We start from the raw sequence: 14,582 nt of genomic DNA on the forward strand, positions 1-14,582 counted from the left end.
ACTGAGCATATAACAAGGTTTTGTGTAATAAAAGACAAACAAGGTCAATATATATGACCTTAAATTTACAATAAATAACGTTAATTCTTTGTATTTTAATTTTTGCATATCTAATATGTTCAAATGGAATTGTTTAAATCATCGAATATTTAAGCTACGAAGCTTTAAATGTTCTCAAATATTATTGAAATTATAATCCTATCAATAGTTCAGGGCATATCAGAATTTTTGCCGATCAGTTCATCGGCTCATTTAAACATTGTTGAAATAATCTTTGAGTTTAATTCTAACTCACTAATGATTGATGTTAGTCTCCATCTTGGCTCTTTACTAGCAATAATCTTTTATTTTAGAAGAGAGCTACTAGACCTTAGAAATAATCAAACATTATTATCTTTATTAATTATTGGTTCTATACCAATTGTAATGGCTGGGTACATAATCAGCTCCATGGGTCTAGTTAGTCTATTAGAAAATAATTTAAAGATAATTGCTTGGACAACATTAATTTTTGGAATTATTTTATATCTAGCAGATAAAAGTAAATTTGATAAAAAAATATCATCCAATTTAAATTTTAAAACAATACTATATATTGGCTTGTTTCAAATACTTGCTTTAATACCCGGTGTGAGTAGGGCGGGAATTACAATAACAGCTGCAAGACTTTTTAGATTTAATAGATTTGATTCAAGTAAAATTTCTTTTTTATTAGCTATACCTGCTATAGCTGGAGCAAGTGTACTGCAGTTAAAAAATGCCATTGGACAAAGCTTTGAGTTCAGTTACCTTATTCTAATATCAATCTCTTTTTCTTTTTTATTTTCTTATTTTACAGTTAAGTTTTTCTTAGATTATATAAATAAATTTTCTTTGAATGTTTTTGTAATTTACAGAATTATTATTTCAATAATTTTATTTATAATAATATACAATTAATCTTTTTTTAATATTGGTGCTAATTGTGAAAATAAAACACCAAATAAAATAAATAAACATCCAAACAAATTATTTATATCTAAAATTTGATCTAATAAAATCCAAGCAGCAATTGTTGCAAAAACACCTTCTAGAGAAAAGATTATTGCTGAGGGAGCAGGGGATATGTTTTTTTGTGCATATATTTGTAAGACAAACGCAAGACCGCCAGATAAAACTCCAGCATATAAGATTTGAAATTTTTCTTTAAGAATATTAGACCAAATAAAATCTTCAAAAATTAACCCTATAATTAATGATAAAGAGGCAACAATTAAAGTTTGAATTGCACCAATTGTTAATGGAAGATTATAGTTTTCTATAATTTTACCAGTAAAGATAATGTGTGTGCTCCAGAAAAATGCACCCATTATTATAAGCGTATCACCAGTTCTAACCGTTGCGCTGTAAAAATTAGTTAGCAAATAGCCTCCCATCACACAAAGGAGAACTGAAGGCCAAATACTCCAGTGAATTGGCTTTTTATACATAAAAAAAATTATAAACGGGACCATTGGTACATAAAAAATAGTAAAGAACGCTGCATTAGCTACATCAGTATAAAGTAAAGCCACTTGTTGAAGTGCTGATCCTAAGAATAAAGATAGGCCTATTAAAAGAGCTAAGTTGGTAAATTCTTTTTGATTTCTTTTGACTGATTTTGAGATATTTTTTCTTTCAAAAATAAAAGCTAAAGGAGCTACCGCTAAAAAACCCACAAAAAACCTAACAGCATTAAAAGTGAAAGGGCCAATGTCATCCATACCCGTATCTTGAGCAATAAAAGTTGTTCCCCATATGAACGTACATAGTAAAGCACTAAATAATGAAGATATTTTTGACATTAAAATCTATATGGCCAATTTATAAGCAAAATTTTTGCCTAAATTTTCTTTTAAATCATTATTAAATCTAGCTGCTTCAGCTCCATCAATTATTCTATGATCATATGATAATGAAAGCGGTAACATTGTTCTTGTTTCAAATTTTCCATTAATCAAAATTTGTTTTTTTTGTGCTTTACCCACTCCTAGTATAGCAACTTCAGGATAGTTTATTATTGGTGTAAAAAATGAACCTCCAATTCCACCAAGACTTGTAATGGTCATAGATCCTCCAAAGAATTCTTTCTTATCTATTTTTAAATTTCTACATTGGTCGCTTACTGTTTTCAATTCATTGCTAATATATGAAATACTTTTATTGTCAGCATTTCTAATTTTTGGCACCATTAAGCCATGAGGAGTATCAACTGCAATTCCAACATGAAAATAATTTTTCATTGTTATTTTTCCATTTTCAATATCATCTATTGAAGAGTTAAAACTAGGAAACTTTTTTAAAGATGCAACTAAAGCTTTAACAATAAAAGCTAAGGGAGTAATTTTTTTTCTTTCACCTGTGTACATATCAGTAAGTGAAGTTCTAAAATCTTCCATTTCAGTTATATCTGCTTCATCATGATTTGTTACATGAGGTATTGTAGTCCAAGAATTAGCTAAATACGTAGAGGCTAATTTTTTAACCCTAGGCATATCTTTAACTTCAATTTCTCCAAAATCAGAGTGAGAAAATTCACTAACAATTTTTTTAGGTTGCGCCTCAGTTTTATCTGAGGCTTTATTAATTGTAGAGGATATGAAATTTTTTACATCATCTTCCACAATTCTTCCTCGTCTTTCACTACCAATTATTTCATTAATATTAACTCCAAGCTCTCGAGCAAATTTACGTACTTTTGGGCTTGCAGATGAAGCTTCTGAATTATCTTTTTTTATTAAATTTTGTGTTTGATTTATTTTTGCAACTTTTTCTACTTGATCTTTATTTGCAGCTGGTTCTTCTTCTTTAATAGTTTTTTGCTCTATATTCTTTTCTTCTTCTTCAGATTGTTCCACGGTTAATATTAAATCACCTTCTGAAACCCTATCTCCTACTTTAATTTTAACAGACTTAACCTTTCCATTAAAAGAAGCTGGTATTTCAACACTGGATTTGTCACTTTCAATTGTAATAAGTGGATCATTTATAGAAACTGGCTGACCATTTGAAACTAATACTTCTATTACCTCAACGTCTTTAAATTCGCCAATATTTGGTACTTTAATCTCTTTATCTGACATCTTATAGTTTAGTTGGCATTGGTTTGCTGCCATCAATATTATACTTCTTTATGGCTTCTTTAGCGTATTTAGAGGCTATCAATTGCTCTTTTGCTAATACGCTTAGTCCATAAGCAACAATATGTTCTTTATCAACTTCGAAAAAATTTCTAAGGTTTTTTCTGGTATCACTTCTTCCATAACCATCTGTCCCTAAAGAATAAAAACTTTTATTAGTATAGGGTCTAATTTGGTCAGAATTCATTCTCATATAATCTGAGGCTGCCATAATTGGACCTTCAGTTTTTCCCAAACATTGCTCTACAAATGAAATTTTTTGTTCTTTGTCAGGATTTAAAAGATTATGTCTCTCAACTTCCATACCATCTTTTCTCAACTCATTAAAACTAGTGACGCTCCAAATTTCACTATCTATCTGATATTCATTTTGAAGAATTTCTGCTGCAGCCATCATTTCTCTTAGTATTGTACCTGAGCCTAAAAGTTGAATTTTTGTTTTCCCATATCTATTAAACTCTTTAATCTTGTACATTCCCTTAAGAATTCCTTCTTCACAATTTTTATCTTTTGGCATGCTTGGGTGTGAATAATTTTCATTCATGGTTGTGATATAATAAAAAACATTTTCATTTTTTTCATGCATTCTTCGCAAGCCTTCTCTAAAAATAACAGCTAACTCATAATGAAAAGTTGGATCATATGTTACACAATTTGGTATTGTTGAAGCTATCAAGTGACTATGTCCATCTTGATGTTGTAGTCCTTCACCAGCTAAAGTTGTTCTTCCAGCTGTTGCTCCAATTAAAAATCCTCTGGCCTGACTATCTCCAGCAGCCCATGCAAGATCTCCTACTCGTTGAAATCCAAACATTGAGTAAAAAATATAAATAGGTATCATTTCAATATCATGATTTGTGTAAGCTGTTGCAGCCGCGATCCATGATGACATTGCTCCAGCTTCGTTAATTCCTTCTTCTAATACTTGTCCACTCTTATCTTCTCTGTAAGAACTTAACTGTGCAGAGTCTTCAGGTTCATATTTTTGACCTTCGTGTGCATATATTCCTATTTTTTGAAAAAACCCTTCCATACCAAAGGTTCTTGCTTCATCAGGAATGATTGGAACTAATCTTGGTGAAACATTCTTGTCTCTTAATAGATTTGTAAACATTCTAACTAATGCCATGGTTGTGGACATTTCTTTTTCACCCGTTGATTCTTTCATAAAATCAAAAATATTTTTTGCTGGTGCTTTAATTGGTTTTGAATAAGTTGTTCTCTCTGGCAAAGAGCCTCCAAGTTTCATTCTTCTTTCTTTAATATATCTTATTTCTGGAGATTTTTCATCTGGCTTGAAATACTCAACATTTTTTACTTGATTGTCAGTTAAAGGCACATCAAAACGATCTCTATAATATAGCAAATCATCTACGTCTAATTTCTTGGTTTGGTGGGTAGTATTAACGCTTTCACCTGTTTTTCCCATGCCATAACCCTTAATAGTTTTAGCAATTATAACCGTTGGGCTACCTTTTTTTTTTGATGCCTGATCATATGCTGCATAAACTTTATGGGGGTCATGGCCACCTCTGTTTAATCTCCAAATATCTTTATCGGATAAACTAGAAACTAGCTCTTGTGTCTCTGGGTATTTACCAAAAAATTTTTCTCTAACATAAGCTCCATCTCTAGCCTTCATTGCTTGATACTCACCGTCGACAGTTTCATTCATAACTTTAACTAGGTGACCTGTTTTGTCATTAGCAATCAGTGAGTCCCAGTAAGAACCCCAAATTACTTTAATTACATTCCAACCAGCTCCTCTAAAACTTCCTTCTAATTCTTGAATAATTTTTCCATTACCTCTAACAGGTCCATCTAATCTTTGAAGGTTACAATTTACAACAAATATTAAGTTATCTAATTTTTCCCTAGCAGCTAGTCCTATTGCACCTAAAGATTCTGGCTCATCCATTTCTCCATCACCAAGAAATGCCCAAACTTTTCTACCTTCATCCTTAATCAATCCCCTGTTAATTAAATATTTCATGTATCTTGCCTGATAAATTGCAAGCATAGGTCCTAACCCCATTGATACAGTTGGAAACTGCCAAAACTTTGGCATCAACCAAGGATGTGGATATGAAGAAAGTCCACCTGGTTTTACTTCTTGTCTAAAACTATCAAGTTGTTTTTCATTTAATCTGCCTTCTAGAAATGCTCTAGCATAGACACCTGGTGCACTATGACCTTGAAAATAAACTAAATCACCACCAAATTTATTATTCTTAGCTCTCCAAAAATGATTCATTCCTACATCATAAAGTGTTGCTGCTGATGCAAATGTACCTATGTGACCACCTAATTCTGGAAATTTTTTATTTGCTCTAACAACCATGGCTGCTGCATTCCATCTAATTAAAGATCTAATTCTTCTTTCAATATTCTGATCTCCATTAGACTTAACTTCTGCTTCTGGTGGGATTGTATTTATGTAAGGAGTGTGCTGTGTATAAGGAATATTTGCACCCTCTCGATATGCTTTGTTAATTAACTCTTTTATCAAAAAATGAGCTCTTTGATTTCCATCTTTTTCAACAACGGCGGATAAAGACTCTAACCAATCTTGAGTTTCTAATGGATCAATATCGTTGTTATTTGTAACCTGAATTATTGTTTGCTTTTTTTCTATAACTGGACTTTGTTCTATGACTACTTCCTTTTTTTCATTTTTCAAGACTGATTCTGCTTGTTTAATAATACTTTCTGTATCTTTAGGAATTAGTTTTTCTGAGGAACTTTCTTTTGAAGACTCAATACTTAATAATAAATCCCCTTTAGAAACTTTATCACCCACTTTAATATTTATAGATTCTACCTTTCCTGAAATTGTTGATGGAATTTCAACACTAGATTTATCACTCTCAATAGTAACAATAGGATGATTTAAGTTTATTTTATCTCCAACTTTTACTAAAAGCTCGATAACCTCAACTTTTTCGAATTCACCAATGTCTGGAACAAGTAATTTTTCACTCATTGTTTAAAAGGGTTTATATACCTAAAATACATATATTTTATATATTTTTAACACATTTAGCACAATTTTTAGACAACCTTAATTATTACTCATGTATAATGATCAAATTTATATTAAAAAAAATAAATAATTTCAAAAACGAACAAGATTTAGATGCAAGGTTTTGGATTCAAAAAGCTCTTTTAAGTAAGAATTTTAAGAAGATTTCTTAACAATCTTTTTCAATACAAATAGCAATACCCATGCCACCACCAATACATAATGCAGCACAACCTTTAGCTTTATTTTGTCTAATCATTTCATGAATAAGTGTTACAAGAATTCTAGTCCCTGAAGCTCCAATTGGATGCCCTAAAGCAATTGCACCACCGTTAACATTTGTAATTTCTTTAGAAATTTTAAGATCTCTAATCACAGCAATGCTTTGAGCTGCAAATGCTTCATTAATTTCAAATAAACCAACATCTTTACTTTTCCATCCTGCTTTTTCTAGAGCCATATTAACAGCCTTTATTGGGCCAAGTCCCATCAATGATGGCTCAACACCACAAGTTGCCCAAGAAACTACTTTAGTTAATGGCTCAACTCCTTTAGCTTCTGCTTCTCTTCTAGACATTAATATAGTTGCTGCAGCTCCATCATTTATTCCTGATGAATTTCCAGCAGTAACTGTTCCATTTTCTTTAAAAACTGTTTTTAATTTTTGTAAATCTTCTAAATTTATATTGCTTCTTGGATGTTCGTCTGTTTCAAAAATAAAGTTTTTATCATTATTATTTATTTGCAATTTTATTAATTCGTTTTTAAATTTTTTTTTATTTATAGCTTTTTGAGTTTTTTCTTGAGAATTAAATGCAAATAAATCTTGCTCGTCTCTTGAAATTTTATATTTTTCTGCAATATTTTCTGCAGTAACTCCCATATGATAATTATTGAATGAGTCTATCAAGCCATCATTGAGCATTGTATCAATTAATTTTTTTTCATCTAATTTTTTTTCATCTCTATAAAATATAGTGTGTGGTGCTCGAGACATATTTTCTTGTCCCCCGGCAACTATGATTCTATTTTCATTTAATTTAATAGATTGATAACCTGAAATTACAGATCGTAATCCAGATCCACAGACTTGATTAACGATATGTGCAGGTTTTGATACTGGGATTCCAGCATGAATAGATGCTTGTCTAGCAGGATTTTGTCCTAATCCAGATGTCAGTACATGGCCCATGATTACTTCATCAATATCTTCTGGCTTTAATTTAGATTCATAGACAACTTCTTTAATGACTAATGCTCCAAGTTTATCAGCACTAAGGTCTTTTAAAGATCCTTTATATGTACCTATAGGTGTTCTTAAAGCAGCTGTAATAACTACATCATTTGATTTTTTGCTCATTGATAACTTAACATAATATTTTATAAGTTAAATTACATTAAAAACTTTGATATGTTAGATAAATTATTTAATAAAGGACCGCTGGCCAAATTGGATAAGGCGCTCGGCTACGAACCGGGAGATTCCAGATTCGAGTTCTGGGCGGTCCACCAAAAAGGATAAATAAAAATGTTAGATTGGCTATTTAAATCATCACTACAAAAATCAGTTATATATTTTTTTATAATTGTTTTTATAATTTTATTAATTTTAACTTTCATACTATAAAGAACTATGAACAATGAGTTTGAACAAATAAGTATTAAGCCTGGCTTTATGAAACATAACGGAGGTGTTATGTTTAGGGCTATTTCTGAAACAGAATATGAATTTAAAACTACAATAAATGAGCTTCATTTAAATGCAGCTGGAATAACTCATGGTGGTTATTTATCAGCCTTAATTGATGCAGGAGCAGGAACAGCAGCTCACAGAGCATCTGGAAATGCACCTTGCGTAACTATTTCGTTAGATCTAAAATTTATTGGTGCCTCTAAAGAGGGTGATGTAGTTACTGGTTCTACAAGAATTCTTAAAAAAACTAATACACTGGTATTTTTATTTTGTGAACTCAAATGTAATAATAAAATTATAACTTCAGCATCGGGGATATGGAAAATTTTAAAATAAAATCATCTGATATTGGTCCTGGTGGATAATTATTCTTTATAAAAGAGAATTTCTTTTCTGACTAGATGATGCTTCCCACAATTTTTCTTTCATAACTTTGCTACAAAATATTAATACAGAATTATTTTTAATTATGTTAATCTATTTATAAATTAAGGATAAATGAGAACTTTTTCCTCTACGATTCGGTCATGTTTTAGTCTATTTTTGTTCTTTATGACCAACAACATGTGGTGGGGTAAAAATTAAAGGTACCATGAATAGAAATGTCAAAAAATAAAATTACAGCTGTTCTTGGCCCAACGAATACTGGCAAAACCTACCTAGCAATTGAAACTATGCTTTCTTTTGATTCAGGTATGATTGGTTTTCCTCTGAGGTTACTTGCCCGTGAGGTTTATGACAAAATTATTAAAAAAGTAAGCCTAGATAAAGTTGCTCTAATTACTGGTGAAGAAAAAATAATTCCTACAAATGCAAAATATTTTCTTTGTACTGTTGAGTCTATGCCAATTAATAAGCATTTAGACTTTGTAGGAATAGATGAAATACAAATGTGTGCAGATCACGAAAGAGGCCATATTTTTACCGATAGATTATTAAATCTTCGTGGAGAAAAATTAACTATGCTTATGGGCTCAAGTACTATTAAAAATTTAGTTAATAAGCTAGATGAAGATACTGAATTTATAAATAGAGAAAGACTATCTAAACTTTCTTATGTAGGTCATAAAAAAATTTCGCGTATTAATAGGAAAACAGCAATAATAGCTTTTTCAACTGAAGAAGTTTATGCAATTGCTGAACTTGTTCGAAGACAAAAAGGTGGAGCAGCTATTGTCATGGGCTCATTAAGCCCTAAAACAAGAAATGCCCAAGTTCAATTATACCAGTCAGGTGATGTTGATTTCCTTGTTGCGACTGATGCAATAGGAATGGGAATTAATATGGATTTAGAAAATGTTTTTTTTTCAAATCTAAAAAAATTTGATGGAAAAAAGTTAAGACGTCTTAACATGTCTGAAATTGGACAAATTGCAGGAAGGGCTGGCAGATATCTAAACGATGGAAGTTTTGGAATTACGGGTGATTGCAAAGAAATCTCTGCAGAAGAGGTGGAGCTACTTGAAAATCACAAATTTGAAGAAATTCAAATGCTTTTTTGGAGAAATTCTAATTTAAATTTTAATAACGCTTTAAGCTTAATTAAATCACTTGAAGAAAAACCTAATAAAAATTGGTTAAGAAAAATTCATGAATGTGGAGATGAAAAACTTTTAAAATATTTTTTAAAAGATATGGAGAGTCATAATATTGAAAATGACCGAGAAACATTAGAGCTTCTTTGGGAATGTTGTCAAATTCCTGATTTTGTAAAAAAGACCTATGGAAATCATCTCGAAGTAGTTAGTAAAGTTTTTAGCTTTTTAAATGGTAAAGAAGGCAAAATTACTAACGATTATATGAGGTTGCAGTTAATAAAGTTAGATAAATTAGAGGGAAATGTTGATTCTTTATCAAATAGAATTGCAAATGTTAGAACTTGGTCATATGTTTCAAATAAAATTAATTGGGTTGAAAGTCAAAATTACTGGATTGAAAAAACAAAATTATTAGAAGATAGATTGTCAGACAGATTGCATGAAGAACTTACTAGAACATTTATTGATAAAAGAGCCAGTGTGCTTGCTAGAGGATTAAAACAAGATATGGAATTCAAAACTGAAATAATGGAAGATGATAAAGTGATAATTGATGAACAATTTATTGGCGATTTAAAAGGTTTAAGGTTTGAGATGGACTTAAAAGCTGGTGCCCTTGAAACTGATATTAAATCTTTAAAAAAAGCAGCAAGACAAACTGTGGGCCCAGAACTACAAAAAAGAATACAATCTATTATAGACACAAGATTAATCGAAATTAAAGATGACTTTAAAATTTATTGGAAAAATTTTCCAATTGCTAAATTAATTCCTGGCAAAGATTACTTAAACCCAGACGTATTTTTAATAGTAGATGATATTTTAGAAAATGATGACAAACAAAAATTAACAGAATTTATTGAAAAATGGATTAAAGAAAAAGTAAACTTAATATTAAAAAGTTTGATTGATTTAAAAAATTTAAAAGAAAGCAACTCTTCAATTAAAGCTTTGGCTTATCAATTATATGAAAATAATGGAGTAATTAAGAGAGATGCAGTGACTGAATATTTAAAAAAACTTGGTCAAGATGAAAGAAAAACTTTAAGAGATTTGGGTGTAAAATTTGGCAGATATCATGTTTTTTTATTTAGATTATTAAAGCCTGAAGCTGTTTCCTTAAGAACTTTGCTGTGGAAAAATTTCAATCAGAAAGATTTTAATCTAACTCCACCTACTTTTGGCTTAAATTTTTTAGATAATAAAAATATAAAAAATAAAAACTTTATGCTTCTTTGTGGATTTGAAAATTTTGATAATTTTTTTGTTAGAATAGATATTTTAGAAAGATTATTTGTACAAATTATAAACTCTGATCCTGAAAAAGGTAAAGAAATCAAACTAGTCCCAGAGATGCTAAATTTATTAGGATGCAGTAAAGATAATTTTAAAAGATTAATTGAAAAAATGAATTATAAAACAACAGAAAAGGATAAAGACATCTACTTTAAATATAATCCAAAAAAAATTAAAAAAATTTTTAAAAAAATTAACCCTTCAAATAGTCCTTTTAAAATTTTAAAAAATTTAAATTTAGTTAATGATTAATTTTTTCAATAGTAAAAAAAATAATAAATTAGATGATAATAATTCTTATTCTAAAATTGCATCACTTTTAATTCATGCAGCAAAGATTGATGAAATCTATGAAGATAAAGAAAAAAATATAATTAAAAAAACCTTAATTGAACTAGGTGCAGATAGTTCAAGTATAAATAAACTAATCTCTGATGCAGAAATTATTGAAAAAAACTCAAATCAAATACTTAATTTTACTAAAGAAGTAAAAATTGCTTCTCTTTCGAGTAAGGTTAAAATTGTTGAATCTTTATGGAGAATTGTTTATTCAGATGATATTGCTGATACGTATGAGACAAACTTAATGAGGAGGTTGTCTGGTTTATTATACATTGATGCTAAAACAATGGGCAACATAAAAGAAAAGGTAAAAAAAGAATTAAAAAAATGACCTACGTCGTAAATGAAAAATGTATCAAATGTAAATTAATGGACTGTGTGGAAGTTTGTCCAGTCGACTGCTTTTATGAGGGAAAAAATATGCTTGTAATTAAACCCGAGGAGTGTATAGATTGTGGCGTTTGCGAACCAGAATGTCCAGTCGATGCTATCGTAGCAGATACTGAACCTGGAAGCGATAAATGGGTTGAATTGAATACCAAGTATTCAGAAATTTGGCCAAATATAACTACTAAAAAAGATCCTCCAGAGGACAATGAGAAATATAAAAATGAAGAAAAAAAGTTCGACAAATATTTTAGCGAAAATCTTTAAAAAAAATCCAAAAAAAAATCCAAAAAAAAAGAGTGTCACTAAAGCAACTAAAAAAGCTAAAATAAAAGTAGCTAAAAAAATTATTCCTATAAAAAAAACTAAAGTTAAAAAAAAAAATAAAAAAAATTTACACTCAGTTTTAAAACCTTCAGCTCCAAAAATACAAGCCAAAAATGATAATTTACGAATATCAAGAAATAATGAAGTAAAACCAGAAATAAAAAAAATTAAAAAACAAGAAACTGAAAAAAAAAATTATAAAGTTAAAGATTTTGTCGTTTACCCAAAACATGGGGTTGGACAAATTACTGAATTTAAAAAGATTCAAATCGGTGGCATAGATGTTGAAACATATGTTCTTAAATTTGAAAAAGATAAGGCTAATGGAATGATACCAGTCAATAAACAATCTTATCTTAGACCGCTAGCATCTATCAACCAAGTTAATAAATGTATATCTATTTTAAAAAGTAAACCAAAAATAAAAAGGTCTATGTGGAGCAGAAGAGCTCAAGAATATGAGGCTAAAATATCTTCGGGTAAGATTTATGAATTAGCTGAAGTAGTTAGAGACTTAAATAAAGGTGATGATTTATTAGTTGACCAATCTTATAGTGAGAGACAACTTTTTGAAAAGGCATATGAGAGAATTTTAACAGAATTTCAAATAGTCATGGATGTATCAATAGAGGATACACAAAAAAAACTGGATAAAGCCTTAAAAAGAAACATGAATGAACAGCCACAGGTAAAAACTAATGATGTTCAAAATAAAGAAGTCGATCCTCAACCAGTAACAGATCCAGAAGATTAAATATAAAAAAAACGCCTCTCACACAATATGTAATGAGAAGCGTTTTTTGAAAAGACTAAGATACTATCTTTTTCTTCTTTTAGCTTTTTTAGCTTTTTTAGCTTTTTTCTTAGTTTTTTTCTTAGCTTTTTTAGCTTTTCTTTTTGTAGCCATCTTTAGCTCCCTGTTTAAGTTAAACGAATCAAAGTGATTCGTTATTAACTTATTTTTATTTTTTTATACAAGTGATGTCAATTCTTTAATTAAAGAACATTTTTTAATATTTTTTTAAAAAAAAATTTTTCTATTAGTTTTTTTTATAAATAAAAAAAAGTTAGAGTTTATGCGATTAATAATCTATTTTTATTAGTATAAGTTAGTAAAGTTTTTCTATTTCTGATTTATAATTATTTATAATTTTATACCTTTTTAATTTTAAAGTTGGTGTCATTAAACCATTTTCAATTGTAAATTGATCTTTAATTATTAAAAATTTTTTTATTTTTTCTATTTTAGATAAATTTTTATTTATTTTTTCTATTTCTTTTCGAATTTCTTCTTCTGAAGTGTTGACTTTCTCTCCACTTAAAACGATCAGGCAAATTAAGTACTGCTTATTATCTCCATAAACTAAACTTTGTTCAATATAATCTGATTTATTTAAATCATTTTCAATTTTAATTGGTGAAATATTATCACCCCCAGGTGTAATAATTATATCTTTTTTTCTATCTGTTATTTTTAAAAATTCTCCATCAAATTCCCCAACATCACCTGTAAATAGCCAACCATTTTTTAAAACTTCATTTGTTTCTTTTTCTTTTTTCCAATAGCCCATCATTACATTTTCTCCCTTAACAAGTATTTCTCCATCATCTGCTATTTTAACCAGATTTCCCTTAAATGGAGGTCCTACTGTTTGAACTCTTATATCATCTATAGGGTTACAGCTTACGACTGGTGATGTTTCTGTAAGTCCATATCCTTGAAGTGTTGGTAGTCCAATAGCATTTAAAAATGATCCTACTTCTTGATCTAGAGCACCACCACCAGAAATAAATGCTTTTAGTTTTCCACCAAACTGATTTTTAATTTTTTTTCTAATTAATTTTTCACATATAAAATTCATCAAGTTTTCTATTAAAGAAAGATTTTTTTTATTCAATTTTTTTTTTCCTAATCTAACTGTTTGATTAATAAGTATCTTTTTAATCCCTGTTACTTTATTAAATGATGCATTAATTTTTTGATATAAATTTTGATAAAATCTTGGTACAGCTGTCATTATTTCTGGGGAACAGTCTTCCATATTCTTAATTAGCTTATCTATACTTTCAGCATAGTTTACTTTTGCTCCTACAACAATTTGAACAAATTGAACTGTGTGTTCATACGAATGTGATAAAGGAAGCCATGTTAAAAACTTTGGATTATTTGAAATAAATTTTTTTAGCAAGTTGTATGAACCTTCACAATTATTGAGTATCCCTCCATGACTCAACATTACTCCTTTTGGTTTTCCTTGTGTACCAGATGTATAAATAATGCAAGCAATATCCTGCCTAATAATATTTAAACTCATAAGATCTTTTTTATAATAGTTTACTTTTTTAAAAATGTTTTCTGTATTCAAAATAAAATCATTATCAAAATCTTTTATCTTTTCAAAAACAATAATCTTTTTTATAAAATCTTTTTTAAGAATAATATTTTTTATTTTTTCATATTGAGCTTGATTTGAAACAATAATTATTGATGGTGTACAATCATCAATAATGTAATCATAATCTCTTTCAACATATGTTGTGTAAGCAGGAACTGTTGTTCCTCTTGATAACATGATTGAAAGATCTGCAATCATCCACTCAGGTCTATTTTCTGAAATTAATAAACATCTATCACCCTTATTTATATATTTGGATATTTCTTCAGATAATTTCATTATGTTTTTATAAACATCACTCCAAGTATACTTTTTTTCAATATCTTTTAATGATTGTAAAAAAACATCTTCTTTGTTTTGTTTTTCATATTGTTGGTAAAACAATTCTAATAAATTATTAATTTTATCTATTTTCATAAATTA

The 14,582-nt window shown here is 29.0% G+C and carries 11 protein-coding genes and 1 tRNA gene; 7 read left to right on the forward strand and 5 right to left on the reverse strand.

The window, feature by feature from the left end:
• The first annotated feature begins 168 nt into the window (after window positions 1–168).
• The gene (locus VP91_RS01700; protein ID WP_169035713.1) at window positions 169–939 is read left to right on the forward strand and encodes an undecaprenyl-diphosphate phosphatase; all 771 of its coding nucleotides are present in this window, start codon (window positions 169–171) and stop codon (window positions 937–939) included.
• On the opposite strand, the gene VP91_RS01705 is transcribed toward VP91_RS01700, so the two are convergent.
• The 4 genes from VP91_RS01705 to VP91_RS01720 all read right to left on the reverse strand — a co-directional run bounded on the left by VP91_RS01705 (window position 936) and on the right by VP91_RS01720 (window position 7,540).
• Complete coding sequence (locus tag VP91_RS01705; protein WP_169035714.1) at window positions 936–1,823, reverse strand: DMT family transporter; 888 nt, start codon at window positions 1,821–1,823, stop codon at window positions 936–938. The genes VP91_RS01700 and VP91_RS01705 overlap by 4 nt on opposite strands.
• A gap of 6 nt (window positions 1,824–1,829) precedes the next feature.
• Window positions 1,830–3,101 carry a 2-oxo acid dehydrogenase subunit E2 gene (locus VP91_RS01710; protein ID WP_169035715.1) on the reverse strand — a complete coding sequence of 424 codons (1,272 nt, stop codon included), beginning with the start codon at window positions 3,099–3,101 and terminating at the stop codon, window positions 1,830–1,832.
• A 1-nt stretch (window position 3,102) separates the two neighbouring features.
• Window positions 3,103–6,141 carry a pyruvate dehydrogenase (acetyl-transferring), homodimeric type gene (gene aceE, locus VP91_RS01715; protein WP_169035716.1) on the reverse strand — a complete coding sequence of 1,013 codons (3,039 nt, stop codon included), beginning with the start codon at window positions 6,139–6,141 and terminating at the stop codon, window positions 3,103–3,105.
• Window positions 6,142–6,349: 208 nt separating this feature from the next.
• The gene (locus VP91_RS01720) at window positions 6,350–7,540 is read right to left on the reverse strand and encodes an acetyl-CoA C-acetyltransferase (RefSeq protein WP_169035717.1); all 1,191 of its coding nucleotides are present in this window, start codon (window positions 7,538–7,540) and stop codon (window positions 6,350–6,352) included.
• A 75-nt stretch (window positions 7,541–7,615) separates the two neighbouring features.
• Between VP91_RS01720 and VP91_RS01725 the strand changes: the two genes are divergently transcribed.
• From VP91_RS01725 to VP91_RS01750, 6 genes are all read left to right on the forward strand, one after another.
• Window positions 7,616–7,692: transfer RNA gene (locus VP91_RS01725), tRNA-Arg, on the forward strand.
• 121 nt (window positions 7,693–7,813) lie between these two features.
• A complete protein-coding gene (locus VP91_RS01730) occupies window positions 7,814–8,209 on the forward strand; it encodes a PaaI family thioesterase (protein ID WP_248289195.1) in 396 nt (131 codons plus the stop codon).
• A 266-nt stretch (window positions 8,210–8,475) separates the two neighbouring features.
• Window positions 8,476–10,959: a helicase-related protein gene (locus VP91_RS01735; RefSeq protein WP_169035718.1), complete on the forward strand. Its 2,484-nt coding sequence runs from the start codon at window positions 8,476–8,478 to the stop codon at window positions 10,957–10,959.
• Window positions 10,952–11,380 carry a TerB family tellurite resistance protein gene (locus VP91_RS01740; protein WP_169035719.1) on the forward strand — a complete coding sequence of 143 codons (429 nt, stop codon included), beginning with the start codon at window positions 10,952–10,954 and terminating at the stop codon, window positions 11,378–11,380. The genes VP91_RS01735 and VP91_RS01740 overlap by 8 nt, the downstream gene beginning before the upstream one ends.
• Window positions 11,377–11,703, forward strand: coding sequence for a ferredoxin FdxA (fdxA, locus tag VP91_RS01745; protein WP_169035720.1), 327 nt, complete (start codon window positions 11,377–11,379; stop codon window positions 11,701–11,703). The genes VP91_RS01740 and fdxA overlap by 4 nt, the downstream gene beginning before the upstream one ends.
• Window positions 11,645–12,517 carry a CarD family transcriptional regulator gene (locus VP91_RS01750; protein ID WP_169035721.1) on the forward strand — a complete coding sequence of 291 codons (873 nt, stop codon included), beginning with the start codon at window positions 11,645–11,647 and terminating at the stop codon, window positions 12,515–12,517. The genes fdxA and VP91_RS01750 overlap by 59 nt, the downstream gene beginning before the upstream one ends.
• Window positions 12,518–12,872: 355 nt before the next feature.
• Here the strand turns inward: VP91_RS01750 and VP91_RS01755 are convergent, their stop codons facing one another.
• Window positions 12,873–14,576 (reverse strand): AMP-dependent synthetase/ligase, encoded by a 1,704-nt coding sequence (locus VP91_RS01755; RefSeq protein ID WP_169035722.1) that lies wholly within the window; start codon window positions 14,574–14,576, stop codon window positions 12,873–12,875.
• Between the last annotated feature and the right edge of the window lie 6 nt (window positions 14,577–14,582).

This window comes from Candidatus Pelagibacter communis, from assembly GCF_012932795.1.
Classification (GTDB): domain Bacteria; phylum Pseudomonadota; class Alphaproteobacteria; order Pelagibacterales; family Pelagibacteraceae; genus Pelagibacter; species Pelagibacter ubique_S.